At 58.6% G+C, this 17,149-nt stretch carries 19 protein-coding genes; 11 read left to right on the forward strand and 8 right to left on the reverse strand.

The window, feature by feature from the left end; all coding sequences use genetic code 11:
- Position 1 precedes the first annotated feature (1 nt).
- The gene (locus USG84_RS04905; RefSeq protein WP_024908361.1) at positions 2–199 is read right to left on the reverse strand and encodes a hypothetical protein; all 198 of its coding nucleotides are present in this window, start codon (positions 197–199) and stop codon (positions 2–4) included.
- Positions 200–457: 258 nt separating this feature from the next.
- Between USG84_RS04905 and USG84_RS04910 the strand changes: the two genes are divergently transcribed.
- The 8 genes from USG84_RS04910 to USG84_RS04945 are packed head-to-tail and all read left to right on the forward strand — an operon-like array spanning position 458 to position 6,338.
- Positions 458–892 carry a nuclear transport factor 2 family protein gene (locus tag USG84_RS04910; protein WP_061098299.1) on the forward strand — a complete coding sequence of 145 codons (435 nt, stop codon included), beginning with the start codon at positions 458–460 and terminating at the stop codon, positions 890–892.
- The gene (locus USG84_RS04915) at positions 889–1,608 is read left to right on the forward strand and encodes an SDR family NAD(P)-dependent oxidoreductase (protein WP_253541874.1); all 720 of its coding nucleotides are present in this window, start codon (positions 889–891) and stop codon (positions 1,606–1,608) included. Before USG84_RS04910 ends, USG84_RS04915 begins: the two co-directional genes overlap by 4 nt.
- A complete protein-coding gene (locus tag USG84_RS04920) occupies positions 1,605–2,864 on the forward strand; it encodes an NAD(P)/FAD-dependent oxidoreductase (protein WP_253541877.1) in 1,260 nt (419 codons plus the stop codon). Before USG84_RS04915 ends, USG84_RS04920 begins: the two co-directional genes overlap by 4 nt.
- Before the next feature lies 1 nt (position 2,865).
- A complete protein-coding gene (locus USG84_RS04925) occupies positions 2,866–3,588 on the forward strand; it encodes a DUF1365 domain-containing protein (protein WP_151413819.1) in 723 nt (240 codons plus the stop codon).
- On the forward strand, positions 3,585–4,805 hold the full coding sequence (locus tag USG84_RS04930; protein WP_253541880.1) for a class I SAM-dependent methyltransferase: 1,221 nt from the start codon (positions 3,585–3,587) through the stop codon (positions 4,803–4,805). The genes USG84_RS04925 and USG84_RS04930 overlap by 4 nt, the downstream gene beginning before the upstream one ends.
- A complete protein-coding gene (locus USG84_RS04935; RefSeq protein WP_151413818.1) occupies positions 4,802–5,287 on the forward strand; it encodes a DUF2878 domain-containing protein in 486 nt (161 codons plus the stop codon). Before USG84_RS04930 ends, USG84_RS04935 begins: the two co-directional genes overlap by 4 nt.
- A complete protein-coding gene (locus tag USG84_RS04940; RefSeq protein WP_151413817.1) occupies positions 5,284–5,808 on the forward strand; it encodes a hypothetical protein in 525 nt (174 codons plus the stop codon). The genes USG84_RS04935 and USG84_RS04940 overlap by 4 nt, the downstream gene beginning before the upstream one ends.
- A complete protein-coding gene (locus tag USG84_RS04945; RefSeq protein WP_253541882.1) occupies positions 5,805–6,338 on the forward strand; it encodes a DUF3833 domain-containing protein in 534 nt (177 codons plus the stop codon). Before USG84_RS04940 ends, USG84_RS04945 begins: the two co-directional genes overlap by 4 nt.
- Here USG84_RS04945 and USG84_RS04950 read toward each other — a convergent pair.
- A complete protein-coding gene (locus USG84_RS04950; protein WP_061098291.1) occupies positions 6,335–6,793 on the reverse strand; it encodes a DMT family transporter in 459 nt (152 codons plus the stop codon). The two genes, USG84_RS04945 and USG84_RS04950, sit on opposite strands and share 4 nt — an antisense overlap.
- Positions 6,794–6,797: 4 nt before the next feature.
- Complete coding sequence (locus USG84_RS04955; protein WP_061098290.1) at positions 6,798–7,232, reverse strand: DMT family transporter; 435 nt, start codon at positions 7,230–7,232, stop codon at positions 6,798–6,800.
- Positions 7,233–7,327: 95 nt separating this feature from the next.
- Between USG84_RS04955 and USG84_RS04960 the strand changes: the two genes are divergently transcribed.
- Complete coding sequence (locus USG84_RS04960) at positions 7,328–8,260, forward strand: LysR family transcriptional regulator (protein WP_151413816.1); 933 nt, start codon at positions 7,328–7,330, stop codon at positions 8,258–8,260.
- A 5-nt stretch (positions 8,261–8,265) separates the two neighbouring features.
- Here USG84_RS04960 and USG84_RS04965 read toward each other — a convergent pair whose 3' ends face one another.
- The 3 genes from USG84_RS04965 to USG84_RS04975 form a co-directional block, all read right to left on the reverse strand.
- Positions 8,266–9,294 carry a methionine synthase gene (locus tag USG84_RS04965; RefSeq protein WP_061098288.1) on the reverse strand — a complete coding sequence of 343 codons (1,029 nt, stop codon included), beginning with the start codon at positions 9,292–9,294 and terminating at the stop codon, positions 8,266–8,268.
- Between the two features lie 23 nt (positions 9,295–9,317).
- A complete protein-coding gene (locus tag USG84_RS04970) occupies positions 9,318–10,292 on the reverse strand; it encodes a DUF1852 domain-containing protein (RefSeq protein ID WP_151413815.1) in 975 nt (324 codons plus the stop codon).
- 141 nt (positions 10,293–10,433) lie between these two features.
- Positions 10,434–10,892, reverse strand: coding sequence for a GNAT family N-acetyltransferase (locus USG84_RS04975; RefSeq protein ID WP_151413814.1), 459 nt, complete (start codon positions 10,890–10,892; stop codon positions 10,434–10,436).
- Between the two features lie 140 nt (positions 10,893–11,032).
- On the opposite strand from USG84_RS04975, the gene USG84_RS04980 reads away from it, so the two are divergent.
- Positions 11,033–11,572: a DUF2058 domain-containing protein gene (locus tag USG84_RS04980; RefSeq protein WP_028013071.1), complete on the forward strand. Its 540-nt coding sequence runs from the start codon at positions 11,033–11,035 to the stop codon at positions 11,570–11,572.
- 7 nt (positions 11,573–11,579) lie between these two features.
- On the opposite strand, the gene USG84_RS04985 is transcribed toward USG84_RS04980, so the two are convergent.
- Both USG84_RS04985 and azoR read right to left on the reverse strand, forming a co-directional pair.
- Positions 11,580–12,266, reverse strand: a complete 687-nt coding sequence (locus USG84_RS04985; RefSeq protein ID WP_253541884.1) for an RluA family pseudouridine synthase — start codon at positions 12,264–12,266, stop codon at positions 11,580–11,582.
- A gap of 89 nt (positions 12,267–12,355) precedes the next feature.
- Complete coding sequence (gene azoR / locus USG84_RS04990) at positions 12,356–12,961, reverse strand: FMN-dependent NADH-azoreductase (protein WP_151413813.1); 606 nt, start codon at positions 12,959–12,961, stop codon at positions 12,356–12,358.
- A 205-nt stretch (positions 12,962–13,166) separates the two neighbouring features.
- On the opposite strand from azoR, the gene hrpA reads away from it, so the two are divergent.
- A complete protein-coding gene (gene hrpA / locus USG84_RS04995) occupies positions 13,167–17,069 on the forward strand; it encodes an ATP-dependent RNA helicase HrpA (RefSeq protein ID WP_320738188.1) in 3,903 nt (1,300 codons plus the stop codon).
- The last annotated feature ends 80 nt before the right edge of the window (positions 17,070–17,149 follow it).

A 17,149-nucleotide genomic window follows, 5' to 3' on the forward strand; every position in this document is an offset into this window, starting at 1 on the left:
ATCAGGCCCTCTTCAGCGTGTTGACGTGACGCAGAAAATCCTGCCGCACCTCGTTGCTTTTGTAGTTCACAGAAGCGTTCCCGTCCTGGTCGATAATGATGCGATCGCCATCTTCCACGGCTTCAATAATTTCCTGCTGGCTCATTACCTGGAGCAGGGATTCGGGGCTGGAGAAAAGCGAGAGAAAGAAGCGTTTCATGTCAGGCATCCTTATGAATTAAAAAGAATAAGCCTGGAAGAGAACCGGTATGTTTGCCTTAAGGATAACCTGAAAGTGAAAGCCGAGTGGCGGCTACGCCTTAACTGGCCTACAAAACCGTCAAAGGATTGAGTCATCAACATATTGATATTTATAGGGATTAAAAAATAAATTTGCACAAACTTGGACAAATAACGTTAATTGTGTAAGTTTTAATTATGCGATTACGCCACGTTGTTTACAGCCAGGATGTGACCCATGAGCACTTTGCCCTCTGTCGTGAGTCGGTTTATTGAGTACTACGCCGCACTGGATAGCCAGCCGCCGTCCGCGCTGGTCGGGCTTTACCATTCGAATGCCACCCTTATCGATCCGTTCGGCGAGCACGACGGTATCTTCGCGCTTCAGCGCTATTTCACCCATCTGCTGGCCAATGTCGAGAAGTGCCGTTTTACCATCGATCCGCCGCTGTGCAGCGGGAACCGGTTCGTTGTCACCTGGGTAATGCACTGGTCGCATCCGCGCATTGCCGGAGGCGAGCCGCTTGAACTGCCTGGATGTTCGGTGGTGGACACCGAAAACGATCTCATCACGCGCCAGCGGGACTTCTACGATGCGGGAGAGATGATCTACGAACACCTCCCTCTGCTGGGCTGGGCGGTACGCGGCGTGAAGCGGAGGGTCAAATCATGAAGACGGTGCTGATTACCGGCGCAAGCTCGGGCATTGGCGCGGGGCTGGCGAAGTCCTTTGCCGCTGACGGCTACCACGTGATTGCCTGCGGGCGCGATCCGGCGCGGCTTGAAGCGCTGCATCAGACCTGCCCCAATCTCTCCGTTCGCCTGTTCGATATGACAGACAGGGACGCCTGTCGCCAGGCGCTGAGCGGCGTTTACGCCGATCTGGTTATTCTCTGCGCCGGTACCTGCGAATATCTCGACGGCGGCGTGGTGGATGCGGCGCTGGTGGAGCGGGTCATGAACACCAATTTTCTCGGGCCGGTGAACTGCCTGGCCGCGCTGCAGCCGCAGCTGGTTGCCGGCAACCGCGTGGTGCTGGTGAGCTCGATGGCCCACTGGCTTCCTTTTCCGCGGGCAGAGGCCTACGGCGCGTCCAAAGCGGCGCTGAGCTGGTTTGCCGACAGTCTGCGCCTGGACTGGGAGCCAAAGGGGATTGCCGTGACGGTCGTCTCTCCGGGCTTTGTCGATACCCCGCTGACGCGCAAAAACGATTTTGCCATGCCGGGCAGGGTGAGCGTCGACGAGGCGGTCAAGGCGATCCGTACCGGGCTGGCGAAAGGCAAAATGCATATCGCGTTTCCCGCCGGGTTCGGCCTTATTTTGCGGCTGCTCTCCGGGCTGCCCGCGTTTCTGCAGCGCGCGCTGCTGCGCAGGATGGTGCGCTCATGAACATTGCAATTATCGGCAGCGGCATCGCCGGGCTGACCTGCGCCTGGCGCCTGGCAGGGCACCATCAGGTAACCCTGTTTGAAGCGGGCGCCACCCCCGGCGGCCATACCGCGACGGTTGACGTCTCAACGCCCCAGGGAACATACGCGATCGATACCGGATTTATCGTCTACAACGACCGCACCTACCCGCGCTTTATGGGCCTGCTCAGCGAGCTTGGCATCAGCGGGCAAAAAACGCAGATGAGCTTTTCGGTGCACAACCCCGAGACCGGGCTAGAGTACAACGGCCACACCCTGACGTCGCTGTTTGCCCAACGCAGAAACCTGGTGAATCCGGCGTTCTGGCGGCTGCTCGGTGACATCGTCCGCTTTAACCGCCTGGCGAAACAGGCGCTTGAAGGGGAGGTCGACCCGAACGCCACGCTGCAGACGTTTCTGGACCAGCACGGCTTCACGCCGTTTTTTGCGCGCCACTACATTCTGCCGATGGGGGCCGCCATCTGGTCGTCGTCGCTGCAGGAGATGAAGCGCTTCCCGCTGCCGCTCTTCCTGCGCTTCTTTCACCATCACGGCCTGCTGGATATCACCCGGCGCCCGCAGTGGTACGTAGTGCCGGGCGGCTCGCGGGAGTATATCCGCGCCATGCTCGACAAGCTGGGCGACCGTCTGAAACTGCATCTTAATTCACCGGTGCAGCGCGTGAGCCGCCACGAGCGCGGCGTTACGCTACAGCTCGAAAACGGCAGCCAGCGTTTCGACCAGGTGATTTTTGCCTGCCACTCCGCCACTGCCCTGGCGATGCTAGAGGATCCTACGCCCGCGGAGCGCGAAGTGCTGGGCGATATCGGCTGGCAGCGCAACGAGGTTGTTTTGCACAGCGATCCGCGCTGGCTGCCGGTGCGGCAGCGCGCGTGGGCGAGCTGGAACTATCGCCTGAGCGCGCAGGAGCAGGCCAGCGCCTGCGTCACCTACAACATGAACATTCTTCAGGATCTGCCTGCGGGCAGCCCGCTGTTCTGCGTCACCCTGAACCCGGACGCGCCGGTGGATGAACGCTTCGTCCTGCAACGCTTTGTCTATGAGCATCCGCTGTTTAACCCGCAAAGCTGGCGGGCCCAGGCGCGCCGCGGCGAGATCAACGGTCATCACCGGAGCTGGTACTGCGGCGCTTACTGGTACAACGGTTTTCATGAAGACGGCGTGCGCAGCGCGCTGGACGTGGTCAATGAAATCGCCGCAGGGGAGGGGAACTGAAATGAACAGCTGCCTCTATCACGGCGTATTGCGCCACCGCCGCCTTCAGCCGAAAACCCACGAATTCAGCTACGACGTTTTTATGGCCTGGCTGGATCTCGATGAGCTGCCGCTGCTGGCCTCCGTCGGCGTGCGGCGCAACCGCTTTGCCGCCGCCTCGTTCCATGACGCGGACTACCCGCTCGGCGCGCCGCTTAAAGACAAGGTGCTGAACAGGCTGGAGAGCCTGACCGGGGAACGTCCCGCAGGGCGGGTCATGCTTCTGACGCAGCTGCGCTATTTTGGGTTCCATTTCAATCCGGTCAACTTTTACTACTGCTATGACCCGGAAAATACGCTTCGCTGGGTGCTGGCGGAGGTGCGCAACACGCCGTGGAACGAGCGTCACTATTACGCGGTCGACGGGCAAAATGCCCAGCCTACGGAGAAAGCGTTTCACGTTTCCCCCTTCAACCCGATGGACATGATCTACCACTGGCGCTTCAACACCCCGGACAACACGCTGCATATGCACATTGAAAATCATCAGGAGGCGAAGGTGTTTGACGCCACGCTGGCGCTGCGCCGGGAGCCTCTGACCCGCCCGGCGCTGCGCTCGCTGCTGCTGCGCATCCCGCTGATGACCCTGAAAACCGTTTTCGCCATTTACTGGCAGGCGCTGAGGCTGTGGCTCAAGCGCGTGCCGCTGTATAACCATCCCGTCAGCAGGAGTGAACGCTCATGACCGATCCCGTCTTTGCGCTAGAACCCGATATCCCGCGCAACGTCCGCATTGCGCGTTGGCTGCTGTTTCGTCTGTTAAGCGGCATTCGCGGCGGCTCGCTCACCCTGCGTGAAGGGGCGCAGACCTTCCATTTTGGCGAGACATCCTCCGCGCTGCACGCCGACGTGCAGATCCTCACGCCCGGCGTCTACTGGCGCGTCTTAACGGGCGGTAGCCTCGCCGCCGCAGAAGCCTGGATGGATGGCGAATGGGAAACCGCGCAGCTTACGCCGCTTCTGCAAATCCTGGCCCTCAACGGTGAGGTGCTTGGTCGTCTGGAGAACGGGTTCCGGCTGTTCGGCCGCCCGCTGGAGCGGCTTCGCCACTGGACGCGGCGCAATTCTCGCGCCCAGGCGCGTGAAAATATTGCCGCCCATTACGACCTGGGTAACACCTTTTATAGCCATTTTCTGGATAAAGAGCTGCTCTATTCCAGCGCGCTGTTTACCGCTGACGAGCAGGATCTTACCGTGGCGCAGCAGGCCAAAATGGCGCGCCTGTGCGACCAGCTGGCGCTAAACGCGGGTGACCATCTGCTGGAAATTGGCACCGGCTGGGGCGCGATGGCGGAATACGCCGCCCGTCACTACGGCTGTCGGGTGACCACCACCACGCTGTCGCAGGAACAATATATCTGGGCAACCGAGCGCATCGCCCGCGCCGGGCTGCAGGATCGGGTTGAGGTACTGCTCTGCGACTATCGCGACCTCACCGGACAGTACGACAAGCTGGTTTCGATAGAGATGATTGAGGCCGTCGGGCAACGCTATCTGCCCACGTTCTTCCGTACCTGCCAGGCGCGGCTGCGCCCCGGTGGACGGATGGCGATTCAGGCCATCACCATTCAGGACCAGCGCTACCGCGACTACAGCAAAAGCGTCGATTTTATCCAGCGTTACATTTTCCCGGGCGGCTTCCTGCCGAGCATTACGGCGATGAACGAGCTGATGACGCGCCACACCGATTTCGTGGTGCGCAATCTTTTCGACATGGGGCCGGACTACGCCCGGACGCTGGCCCACTGGCGGCAGCGCTTTGTCCACGCCTGGCAGGAGATTGAAAAGCTCGGCTTTGATGAACGGTTCCGCCGCATGTGGCTGTACTACTTCGGCTACTGCGAAGCCGGGTTTAACGCCCGCACCATCAGCGTGGTGCAGCTGACCGCCGAGCGCGTATGAGACGCTACCTTCAGGTCTTTCTGCTGGCCGTCGCGTTCGATCTCTACTGGGCGCTGGTGGTGCTGTTTCGCGAACAGGGCCTGATTATCTGGCTCGGGCTGGCGATCCTGGCGTATCTGTTATTGCCGTCGGCATACCGTCTGTACGCCATTGGGCTGGCCGCGGCGGGCAGCCTGCTGGATGCGCTCTGGGCGTTGACGGGGCTGATTGCCTTCACGGGCGACGCTCTGATGCCGCTATGGATGGTGGCGTTGTGGCTGATGTTCGCCGTGGTCTGGACGCAGCTTACGCGTACCACCACGTTACCCGGCTGGCTGCTGACCCTGCTGGCGGCCGTGGGAGGCCCGGTGGCCTACCTGATTGGCGAGCGGCTGGGCGCCATCACGTTTCTGGAGCCGACCTTTATCGTCGTCAGCTGGATGGCGCCGGGCTGGCTGGTGTTGATGCTGTTTTTCCACCTGCTGATGGGGAGACAAAAATGAGTGCTGCGGTTCTGCTGCTTTGGCTGATGCTGGCTGTTCCCGGCGCCCAGGCCGCCGACTGGCTGGCCTGGCGTAAGGTGGGCGATGCCACGCTGACCTGGGGGCCGTTTACGGTCTATACCTCCCAGCTCCGCACGCCGGATGGCCGTTACGGCCGGGACGATCGGGATCAGGCGCTGATTATTACCTACGCGCGCGACATAGATCGCGATGAACTGGTTGAGGCGACCCGCGACCAGTGGCAGGCGCTGGGGATCCTGGAACAGGAACCGGAAAGTGAAGCCTGGCTAAGGATGCTCCAGTCCCTGTGGCCGGATGTCCGACCGGGCGCACAGCTGGCGTTTGTTCTCAACAATAAGCAGGGGCAGTTCTGGTACCGCGCGTCGGCGGCGCAAACATCCTTTATTCCGCTCGGGCCGCGTCAGTCGGAAGCGTTCAGCACCCGCTTTCTGGCCATCTGGCTCGATCCCCGCACGCAATATCCTGAGCTGCGTCAGCAGCTAATCGGAGGCCAAAAATGAAACGAATCCTGACGCTGGCGCTGGCATTCACGATGCTGCTGGCGGGCTGTAGCACGGAGGTGGCCGAGTATCGCCAGCAGCAGCCGCGGCTTGATATCTTCCACTACTTCCAGGGCAAAACCGAAGCGTGGGGCATGGTGCAGGATCGCAGCGGCAAGCAGATCCGCCGTTTCCACGTCGAAATTGCCGGGGACGTTATCGGCGATACGCTGACGCTGAACGAGCGCTTCGTGTACGACGACGGCGAGAAGCAGCAGCGGGTCTGGCACATTCGCCGCGTGGGGAACGACCGCTACGAGGGAACGGCAGGGGATATTGAAGGGGTTGCCACCGGGCAGGCCGCAGGCAACGCCTTTAACTGGCATTACAGCATGAACGTGAAGGCCAACGGCAAAACCTGGCTGCTGAACTTTGACGACTGGATGTACCTGCAGGATGAGACGCATCTGTTTAATAAAACCGAGATGAAAAAATTTGGCGTCACCGTCGCCACGGTGACGCTATTCTTCACCCGGAACACGGAAGATTAGTCGCGAACATCGCCGGTTTTGCTGCTGGAGTAAATGAAGTACAAGGCAATCCCCAGGCAAACCACCGCGCCCAGACGGCTCGGTGAAAACGCAATAGCGGGATTGTTCAACCAGCCAAAGTTATCTATCAGCATGCTCATGGCGAGCTGGCCGAATATCACCGCCACCGTGGCGACGGCGGTGCCGATGCGCTGCACGGCGAGCACCATGATCACAATGTAGGGCACGCCGAACATCGCCCCGAGGAGCTGCCATTTCGGCACGTCCAGCAGCGTGACCGTCTGCTTAGGCTCAAAGAAGAAAATGAGCAGGGCGGTCACCAGCGCGCCGACGGAAAACGTCAGAAACGCGCTCTTGAAAACGCCCACGCTGCTGCCGAGCTGTCCGTTAATCGCTGCCTGTACGCTCAGCGTCGCGCCCCCGCAAACTGCCAGAATTATCATCATCAGCGTCATGTGTTTACCCCTTTGCGACCAGTACCAGTGCGGCAATAATAAAAACCAGCGCCACGATGCGCCTTGCGTTTATCTTCCTGTGCGGCGTACCCAGCAGGCCAAAGTGGTCAATGATCAGGCTTTTAAAAACCTGACCTGCCAGAATGCCGATCATCGTCAGAGCGATGCCGATGGCGGGGGTGGCGATAGTCAGAATGACAACATAAACAGGACCCAGCACGCCGCCGAGCAGCTGCCAGCCGGGCTGTGCGAAAAACGACGGGCTGTTGCGCGGGCTGAAAAACAGCATCAGCAGAAAGGTCAGCGCGGCACCGACCCCGAAAATGCTGAACGTGGCCCATAAATCGCCCACTTCTCCTCCTAACGGCCCCAGCAAACCCGCCTCGACGGAAAGGCCCATCCCGCCGGCAATCACCAGTAAAATCAATACAAAATGCATCACGCTTCCTCCGTTTTTAGGCGAAGAAGATTACGTCGGTAGACATGTGAGAAAAATGCCATAATGCAGGAAACACCTTTGCAGGAAATGCATTAATGTCAGATGCCGGAAGCATGAATCTTCGCTCACTGCTGCTGTTTATTGCCGTCTATGAAACGCAGAACTTTTCCGTCGTTGCGCGACGGGAGGGAATTTCCGCCTCGCAGGTGTCGCGTATTATTCATCAGCTTGAGGACGCGCTCGGCCAGCAGCTGTTCTACCGCAATACCCGGGCGGTGATCCCCACGGAAAACGGGCATCTTTTCATCCGCTATGCCCGGGCGATGGTCGATAGCTTCGAAGAGGCGCGCCGGGAGCTGGATGAACGTTCGACCGAACCCTCCGGCACGGTCCGCATTAACGGGCCGGTATTTTTTGGACAGAGGCACGTTGCGCCTGGCCTGGCAGGCCTGGCCGAGCGTTATCCACGGTTAACCATAGAGCTGACGCTGACCGATGACTTTATCGACCCGCACCGGGATGCCGCCGACCTCATCTTTCGCATCGGCACGCTGACGGACTCGACGTTTCACGCCCGCATCTTCGGGCAGCAGCGCTACCACCTTGCCGCGTCGCCCGCGTATCTGCGTCAACACGGCGTACCGGCCGATCCGGCCGAGCTGAGCCAGCATAAATGCCTTGTGTATCGCGGTTCGTCTGGCCCTAACCGCTGGCTCGTACGGCGCAAGGGGGAGAATTGGGTGCACTATCCCGTCGCGCCGCTGATGACGTCCAATAATGCGGAGTCGCTGCTCATTGCCGCGCTGGGTGGAATGGGGATCGTCCTGTTTCCGGACTGGCTGATTGGCGACAGGCTGCAGCGGGGGGAGCTGGTCGCCCTTATGCCGGAAATGGCGTGTGCTATCAATACGGAGCCGCTCAATATTGCGGCGATCTATCCTCACGCGCGTCATCCGCCCCTGAACGTCAGGGCGGTGATTGATTATTACGTGGCGTTTTTCGGCTCGCCGCCGTACTGGCAAACGTAAGGCAATTACGCGCCGAGTTCTTTACGGATAATTTCTGCGCCGGCGCTGAGCGCTTTCAGCTTGCCGTTAGCCACCTGACGGGAGAGGGGAGCCATGCCGCAGTTGGTTGACGGGTAAAGCTTGTCGGCATCAACGAACTGCAGCGCTTTACGCAGGGTGTCGGCGACCTCTTCTGGCGCTTCGACGGTGTTGGTGGCTACGTCAATCGCCCCAACCATCACCTTTTTACCGCGAATCAGCTCCAGCAGATCCATCGGCACGCGGGAGTTGTGGCACTCCAGAGAGATGATGTCGATATTAGAGGTTTGCAGCTTAGGGAAGGCCTCTTCATACTGGCGCCATTCTGAGCCGAGCGTCTTTTTCCAGTCGGTATTGGCCTTGATGCCGTAGCCGTAGCAGATGTGTACCGCGGTTTCGCATTTCAGACCCTCAATGGCGCGTTCCAGCGCGGCGATGCCCCAGTCGTTGACCTCGTCGAAGAAGACGTTAAACGCTGGCTCATCAAACTGGATAATATCCACGCCCGCGGCCTCTAATTCGCGCGCTTCCTGGTTGAGGATTTTGGCGAATTCCCAGGCCAGCTTTTCGCGGCTTTTATAATGCGCGTCGTAAAGGGTGTCGATCATGGTCATCGGCCCGGGCAGGGCCCATTTGATCGGCTTGTCCGTGAGCTGGCGCAGGTACTTTGCATCGTCCACGAATACCGGCTTCTGACGCGCAACGGCAGAAACCACGGTGGGCACGCTGGCGTCATAGCGGTTACGAATGCGTACGGTCTGGCGGTTCTCAAAATCGACGCCGCTCAGGTGTTCAATAAAGGTGGTGACGAAGTGCTGGCGGGTCTGTTCCCCGTCGCTGACAATATCAATTCCCGCACGGATCTGCTCGTCCAGAGACAGGCGCAGCGCATCCTGTTTACCCGCCAGCAGTTCCTGATCCTGCAATTTCCACGGAGACCAGAGCGTTTCAGGCTGCGCAAGCCAGGTCGGCTTAGGCAGGCTGCCAGCCGTAGACGTCGGGAGCAATGTTTTCATAATAAAAGACCTTTTTTGATGAATTAAAGCGTGTAGTTATCAGACCACTGCTCGAGAATGTGTTTATAAGGCTTGATGAAATATTCTTCGGTAAATCGACCCTGTTCAATCGCCAGCCGGCTTCGCTCTTCGCGGTCATAAACAATTTTGGTTAATGAATGATCCTGCTGGTTCAGATCCGGGCGATAAAACAGTCCCGCCGCCGAGTTCGCGTTGTAAATTTCCGGGCGATAGATTTTCTGGAACGTCTCCATCGTGCTGATGGTGCCGATCAGCTCCAGATCGGTGTAATCGCTCAGCAAGTCCCCGGTAAAGAAGAACGCGAAAGGCGCCACGCTGTTCTCCGGCATGAAGTAGCGGACCTTCAGGCCCATTTTGGCGAAGTACAGTTCCGTTAACGACTCGCCGTCCGGCGCGTACTCAATGCCCAGAACGGGGTGCTGGTTACCGGTGCGGCGGTAGGTGTCTTTGCTGGAAACGCTCAGGCAAATCACCGGGCCCTTTCTGAAGTTCTCTTTGTATTCCGGCGAATTCACAAAATGGCGGAAAATGTTGCCGTGCAGTTCGCCAAACTTTTCAGGAACGCTGAAGTGCTGCTGGTTCTTGTTGTGCTCCAGCAGCAGAACGCTGAAATCATAATCGCGCACGTAAGAAGAGAAGTTATTCCCGACAATGCCAGGGATGCGCTGGTTATTTTTCTTGTCGACAATGTACGTCTGCAAAACCTCAATGGCCGGGAACGGCTTTTCCGCGCCTATGTTCAGGTCGACGGAGATGATTTCAAGCTCAACCGCGTAGCGATCGGCGGTTGGGTTATCCCAGCACGCCAGGGCGTTAAAGCGGTTGTTGATCATCACCAGCGTATTGCGCAGGTTTTCCTGACGTTTTTCCCCACGCGCCAGGTTGGCAAAGTTGGTGGTCGTACGCGTATTTTCAGACGGGTTGTAATTCTCATCGAAGCAACTGCGCTTAAGGGTATATGTGAAAGCTTTGCTCATTGTGGTTATGCATCCTAAGTTCATGTTGCTAAGAAGTTACCAATGCATAATTTATGCCTGAGCCCGCGGCGCAGGGGAAGTGACTTAATTTCAATGCAACATGAGCGAAGTTCATGATGCTGATCACATTTTCCGACCGCGTCAGGTCATCATGAATTTTTTAGCGAAACAGACGGCTTCTTGCCTGCCGATGTAGGGGCCGTAGTTGTCTATAACGCTGTAGCCATTCCGCTCATAGAAGTTCACGGCGCGCCTGTTCACTTTTCGTGTTTCAAGCCAGATTTCACCGTAGCCTAAACGTTGCGCAGAGGCTTCAAGGAAAGCCAGTAAAGCCTGTCCAATACCGGGTTCGCTTCTGTCGGAGTACATTCGCTTAAGCTCCGCAATCTGTTCTGATAGCGGGCGCAATGCCCCACATCCCACGGCATCACCATTATCATTCTTAGCGACAACCCACAGTGTGCGTTCGGCCATCATGGCGTCGGCGTTAAAATGTCGCGTACCGCGATCTCCTGTAATAGCCGCCAGTTCAGATGAAAGATTATCAATGAGACGTTGGGATTCAGGCGCGTGGAGGTCGGCTGCTTTAATCGTTATCATGGATGTTTCCGGTGTGCTTTATTTGGCAGCAGCCAAATTATCAGACAGTTAAAGTGAGTTATCCTATGTTTTACTTATGTTTCGGCACGGGCTTAATGTCGGTATAATCCCCAAAATTTCCAACCGGTTTAGAAACGATCATGACAAAACTCACCTTACAAGAGCAGATGCTGAAAGCGGGCCTGGTCAGCAGCAAAAAAGCGGCGAAAGTGCAGCGCACGGCAAAGAAATCACGCGTTCAGGCTCGTGAGGCTCGGGAAGCGGTAGAAGAGAACAAGAAGGCGCAGATCGAGCGCGACAAGCTGCTGAGCGAGCAGCAGAAGCAGGCCGTGCTCGCGAAAGAGTTTAAAGCGCAGGTGAAGCAGCTGATCGAGATGAACCGCATCACCGTAGCGAAGGGCAACATCACCTTTAACTTCACCGACGGCAATCTGATCAAAAAAATTGAGGTCGACAAGCAGACGCAAACCCAGCTGATCAACGGCCGTCTGGCCATTGCGCGCCTGGTGCTCAATGCAAACGGCGACTGTGAATACGCGATCATTCCGGCGGTGGTGGCCGATAAAATTGCCCAGCGCGATGCCGACAGCATCGTGCTTAACAGCGCGCTCAGTCAGGAAGAGCAGGACGAAGACGATCCGTACGCGGACTTCAAAATCCCTGACGATTTGATGTGGTAAACCGCGTTCAGAACGGGGCGGCGTGGCGGGCGTTAACCGGCTCTCCGCTCACGGGATGAATAAAATTCAGCTCGCTGGCATGCAGCATCAGCCGGGGCGTTCCCTCGGTCCCCGGCGCTTCAAGACCGCCATACAGATCGCAGCCCAGAATAGGGTGCCCCAGCCGCTGGCAGTGAATGCGCAGCTGGTGGGTTCGCCCGGTCTCCGGTATCAGTTTCACACGCGTTAACGGTAGCCCCGTCCCCTGATAAAACCGTTCCACCACCCGATAGCGGGAGCGGGCGGGTTTACCGTTGACGGCGCAGATCGACATCAGCGGGAACAGCGCCGGGTCTTTGGCAATGGGCGCGTCTATGACTCCCTCATCGTTTTCCAGATGTCCGCAAAGCAGGGCGCTGTAAACTTTCTCCACGCTGCGCTTGCTAAACTGCTGGCAGAGCGCCGCGTTGATGGGTTTATTGCGCGCAACCACCATCAGCCCTGACGTGCCGAAATCCAGACGATGTACCAGCGTGCAGCCGGGGAACGTCTGGACCAGACGATAATGGACAGAATCGAAGTTTTGCGGGTTTTTGCCCGAGAGGCTGAGCAGGCCGGAAGGCTTATTAATCAGCAGCAGATGTTCATCCTGCCAGAGGATCTCAATGTCGTCGTGACACGGTGGGGCAATAAAAGAATCGATAATCGCAGACATCAGGCCGCCCGGCTGGAGAGTGGGTGCGGATGATAGCGAAATGCGGGGAAAAGAAAAACCCTCCCACCGGGCGGTGAGAGGGCAAAATCTTACGCTGCGACCAGGCTGTCGATCGCGGCTTTTGCGTCGGTCTGCGCTTTGGTCGCCACTTCCGGACCGTAAGCGATACCTTCAGCGAACACGAAGTTCACGTCGGTGATGCCGATGAAGCCCAGGAACAGGCTCAGGTACGGCGCAACCAGGTCAGTTGGGGTATCTTTATGAATACCGCCACGGCTGGTCAGGACGATCGCACGCTTGCCTTTCACCAGACCTTCAGGGCCGTTCTCGGTGTAGCGGAAGGTTACGCCAGCGCGCGCCACCAGGTCGAAGTAGTTCTTCAGCTGGGTAGGAATGTTGAAGTTGTACATTGGGGCGTTGATGACGATAACGTCGTGCGCCTGCAGCTCAGCAATCAGCTCGTCGGACAGGGCCAGGGCTTCCTGCTGACGCGGGGACAGCGGCGCATCGCTTGGGCGCAGCGCGCCAACCAGCTCGCCGTCCAGGACAGGAATTGGGTTTGCTGCCAGGTCACGCACGGTGATTTCGTCGGCAGAATGCTGTGCACGCCACTGCTCAACGAAGTAATCAGACAGCTGACCAGACTGAGAGTACCCTGCCAGAATGCTGGATTTCAAAACTAATACTTTGCTCATGGGTGATTCCTGTTGTTGCATTTGATTGAAGGGGGTTGCCCCGTTGCTTGTTGACACTTTATTCACAATCCTGCCACAGAGATAGCGCAATATATCGAAGCCTATGTTCGAATTTTTTGAATAAGGCGCTAAAAGCGTCAATGTGGTACTCTATAGCAATCATTAAAAAGAGATTTTACCCGGCAGAGCACTGCCCGTTAACGCTATGACAGAACAACCAAAAATCACCTTCCCGATGCTCCTGCAACAGCTTGATTCCCTGATGCTGCGCGATAAACAGCGGTTTTCCCGCCGGCTGCACGGCGTGAAGAAGGTTAAAAATCCTGATGCACAACAGGCCATTTTCCAGGAGATGGCGAAAGAGATTGAACAGGCGGCAGGGAAGGTTGTGCTGCGCGAAGCCGCACGCCCGGCAATTACCTACCCGGAAAACCTGCCCGTCAGCCAGAAGAAACAGGACATCCTTGAGGCCGTACGCGACCACCAGGTGGTGATTGTCGCGGGGGAAACCGGCTCGGGGAAAACCACCCAGCTACCGAAAATCTGCATGGAGCTGGGGCGCGGGCTAAAAGGGCTGATTGGCCACACCCAGCCGCGTCGTCTGGCGGCGCGCACCGTGGCGAACCGTATTGCCGAAGAGCTGCAGACGGAGCCGGGCGGCTGCATCGGCTACAAGGTGCGCTTCAGCGACCACGTCAGCGACAACACAATGGTCAAGCTGATGACGGACGGTATCCTGCTGGCGGAAATCCAGCAGGACCGCCTGCTGATGCAGTACGACACCATCATCATTGACGAAGCGCACGAGCGCAGCCTGAACATCGACTTCCTGCTCGGCTACCTGAAAGAGCTGCTGCCGCGTCGCCCGGATCTGAAAATCATCATCACCTCCGCGACCATCGACCCGGAGCGCTTCTCGAAGCATTTCAACAATGCGCCAATCATCGAGGTCTCTGGCCGAACCTATCCGGTTGAAGTGCGCTACCGTCCGATTGTGGAAGAGGCGGACGATACCGAGCGCGATCAGCTGCAGGCCATCTTCGACGCCGTCGACGAGCTGGGCAACGAGAGCGCGGGGGACATCCTGATCTTCATGAGCGGCGAGCGCGAAATTCGCGACACCGCCGACGCGCTCAGCAAGCGCGACCTGCGCGACACCGAGATCCTGCCGCTTTACGCGCGTCTGTCGAACAGCGAGCAGAACCGCGTGTTCCAGCCGCACGGCGGGCGCCGCATCGTGCTGGCGACCAACGTGGCGGAAACCTCGCTGACCGTGCCGGGCATCAAATACGTGATCGACCCGGGCACGGCGCGCATCAGCCGCTACAGCTACCGCACCAAGGTTCAGCGCCTGCCGATTGAGCCGGTCTCTCAGGCTTCCGCTAACCAGCGTAAGGGCCGCTGCGGCCGCGTGTCGGAAGGGATCTGTATTCGTCTCTATTCCGAAGACGATTTCCTCTCGCGTCCGGAATTCACCGACCCGGAAATCCTTCGCACCAACCTGGCGTCCGTTATTCTGCAGATGACCGCTCTGGGGCTGGGCGACATTGCGGCGTTCCCGTTCGTCGAAGCGCCGGATAAGCGCAACATTCAGGACGGCGTGCGCCTGCTGGAAGAGCTCGGCGCCATTACCACCGACGAGCAGGCGAGCATCTATAAGCTGACGCCGCTGGGCCGCCAGCTCAGCCAGCTGCCGGTCGACCCGCGCCTGGCGCGCATGGTGCTGGAAGCGCAAAAGCACGGCTGCGTGCGCGAGGCGATGATTATCACCTCGGCGCTCTCCATTCAGGACCCGCGCGAGCGTCCGATGGACAAACAGCAGGCGTCGGACGAAAAGCACCGTCGCTTCCACGACAAAGAGTCCGATTTCCTCGCCTTCGTGAACCTGTGGAACTACCTCGGCGAGCAGCAGAAAGCGCTCTCCTCGAACCAGTTCCGCCGCCAGTGTCGCGTGGATTTCCTCAACTACCTGCGCGTGCGCGAATGGCAGGATATCTACACCCAGCTGCGCCAGGTGGTGAAAGAGCTGGGCATTCCGGTGAACAGTGAACCGGCAGAATACCGCGAAATTCACATCGCGCTGCTGACCGGCCTGCTGTCCCATATCGGGATGAAGGATGCGGACAAGCAGGAATATACCGGCGCGCGTAACGCCCGCTTCTCCATCTTCCCGGGTTCCGGCTTGTTCAAGAAGCCGCCGAAGTGGACCATGGTCGCGGAGCTGGTGGAAACCAGCCGCCTGTGGGGACGAATTGCCGCGCGTATCGACCCGGAATGGGTTGAGCCGGTGGCTCAGCACCTGCTGAAACGCTCGTACAGTGAACCGCACTGGGAGCGCGCGCAGGGCGCGGTGATGGCAACCGAGAAAGTGACCGTTTACGGCCTGCCGGTGGTCGCCGCGCGCAAGGTCAACTACAGCCAGATTGACCCGGCGCTCAGCCGCGAGCTGTTTATCCGCCACGCGCTGGTGGAGGGGGACTGGCAGACGCGTCACGCCTTCTTCCGTGAAAACCTGAAGCTGCGCGCCGAGGTCGAGGAGCTTGAGCACAAGTCCCGCCGTCGCGACATTCTGGTGGACGATGAGGCGCTGTTTGAGTTTTACGACCAGCGCATCAGCCACGATGTCATCTCCGCCCGCCACTTCGACAGCTGGTGGAAGAAGGCCAGCAAAGCGACGCCGGACCTGCTCAACTTTGAAAAGAGCATGCTGATTAAAGAGGGGGCGGAGTCGGTCAGCAAGCTCGACTACCCGAACTTCTGGCATCAGGGCAACCTCAAGCTGCGTCTGACCTACCAGTTTGAACCGGGCACCGACGCGGACGGCGTGACCGTGCACATTCCGCTGCCGCTGCTGAACCAGGTCGACGAGGGCGGGTTTGAGTGGCAAATCCCCGGCCTGCGCCGCGAGCTGGTGATTGCGCTGATCAAATCCCTGCCGAAACCAGTGCGCCGAAACTTTGTGCCTGCGCCAAACTACGCGGAAGCGTTTTTAGGCCGCGTCACACCGCTGGAGCTGCCGCTGCTGGACGCGCTGGAGCGTGAGTTCCGCCGCATGACCGGCACCACCATCGACCGCGAAGACTGGAACTGGGATCAGGTGCCCGATCACCTGAAAATCAGCTTCCGCGTGGTGGATGATAAAAATAAAAAGCTGCTGGAAGGACGTTCGCTGAGCGAGCTGAAAGAGGCGCTGAAGGGCAAAGTTCAGGAGACGCTTTCTGCGGTGGCGGACGACGGCATCGAGCAGAGCGGGCTGCACATCTGGAGCTTCGGCCAGCTTCCGGAAAGCTACGAGCAGAAGCGCGGTAACTATAAGGTCAAAGCCTGGCCGGCGCTGGTGGACGAGCGCGACAGCGTGGCGATTAAGCTTTTTGATAACCCGCAGGAACAGCAGCAGATGATGTGGCGCGGGCTGCGCCGCCTGCTGCTGCTCAACATCCCGTCGCCAATCAAGTATCTGCACGAGAAGCTGCCGAACAAAGCCAAGCTGGGGCTCTACTTTAACCCGTACGGCAAGGTGCTGGATCTGATTGACGACTGCATCTCATGCGGGGTGGACAAGCTGATCCACGAGGCGGGCGGTCCGGTCTGGACGGAAGAAGGTTTTGCGAAGCTGCATGACAAGGTTCGCGCCGAGCTGAACGACACCGTGGTCGAGATTGCCAAACAGGTCGAGCAGATCCTCACCGCCGTGTTCAATATCAACAAGCGCCTGAAGGGGCGCGTGGATATGACCATGGCGCTGGGGCTGTCGGACGTGAAGGCGCAGATGGCGGGGCTGGTGTACCGCGGTTTTGTGACCGGCAACGGTTTTAAGCGGCTGGGCGATACGCTGCGTTATTTGCAGGCGATTGAAAAACGTCTGGAGAAAATGGCTATCGATCCGCACCGCGACCGCGCGCAGATGCTGAAAGTGGAGAGCGTGCAGCAGGCGTGGCAGCAGTGGCTGAACAAGCTGCCGCCGGCACGTCGCGAGGATGAAGATGTGCAGGCGATCCGCTGGATGATCGAGGAGCTGCGCGTCAGCTTCTTTGCCCAGCAGCTCGGTACGCCGTATCCGATTTCGGATAAGCGTATTCTGCAGGCGATGGAGCAAATTTCGGCTTAACACCCCTCACCCTAACCCTCTCCCCAAAGGGGAGAGGGGACTGTTCACTGCGCGTATACAGATCTGAGATTAAAGGTCGG

The sequence above is a fragment of the Enterobacter sp. 168J2 genome (genome assembly GCF_034107265.1).
Lineage (GTDB): Bacteria > Pseudomonadota > Gammaproteobacteria > Enterobacterales > Enterobacteriaceae > Enterobacter > Enterobacter nematophilus.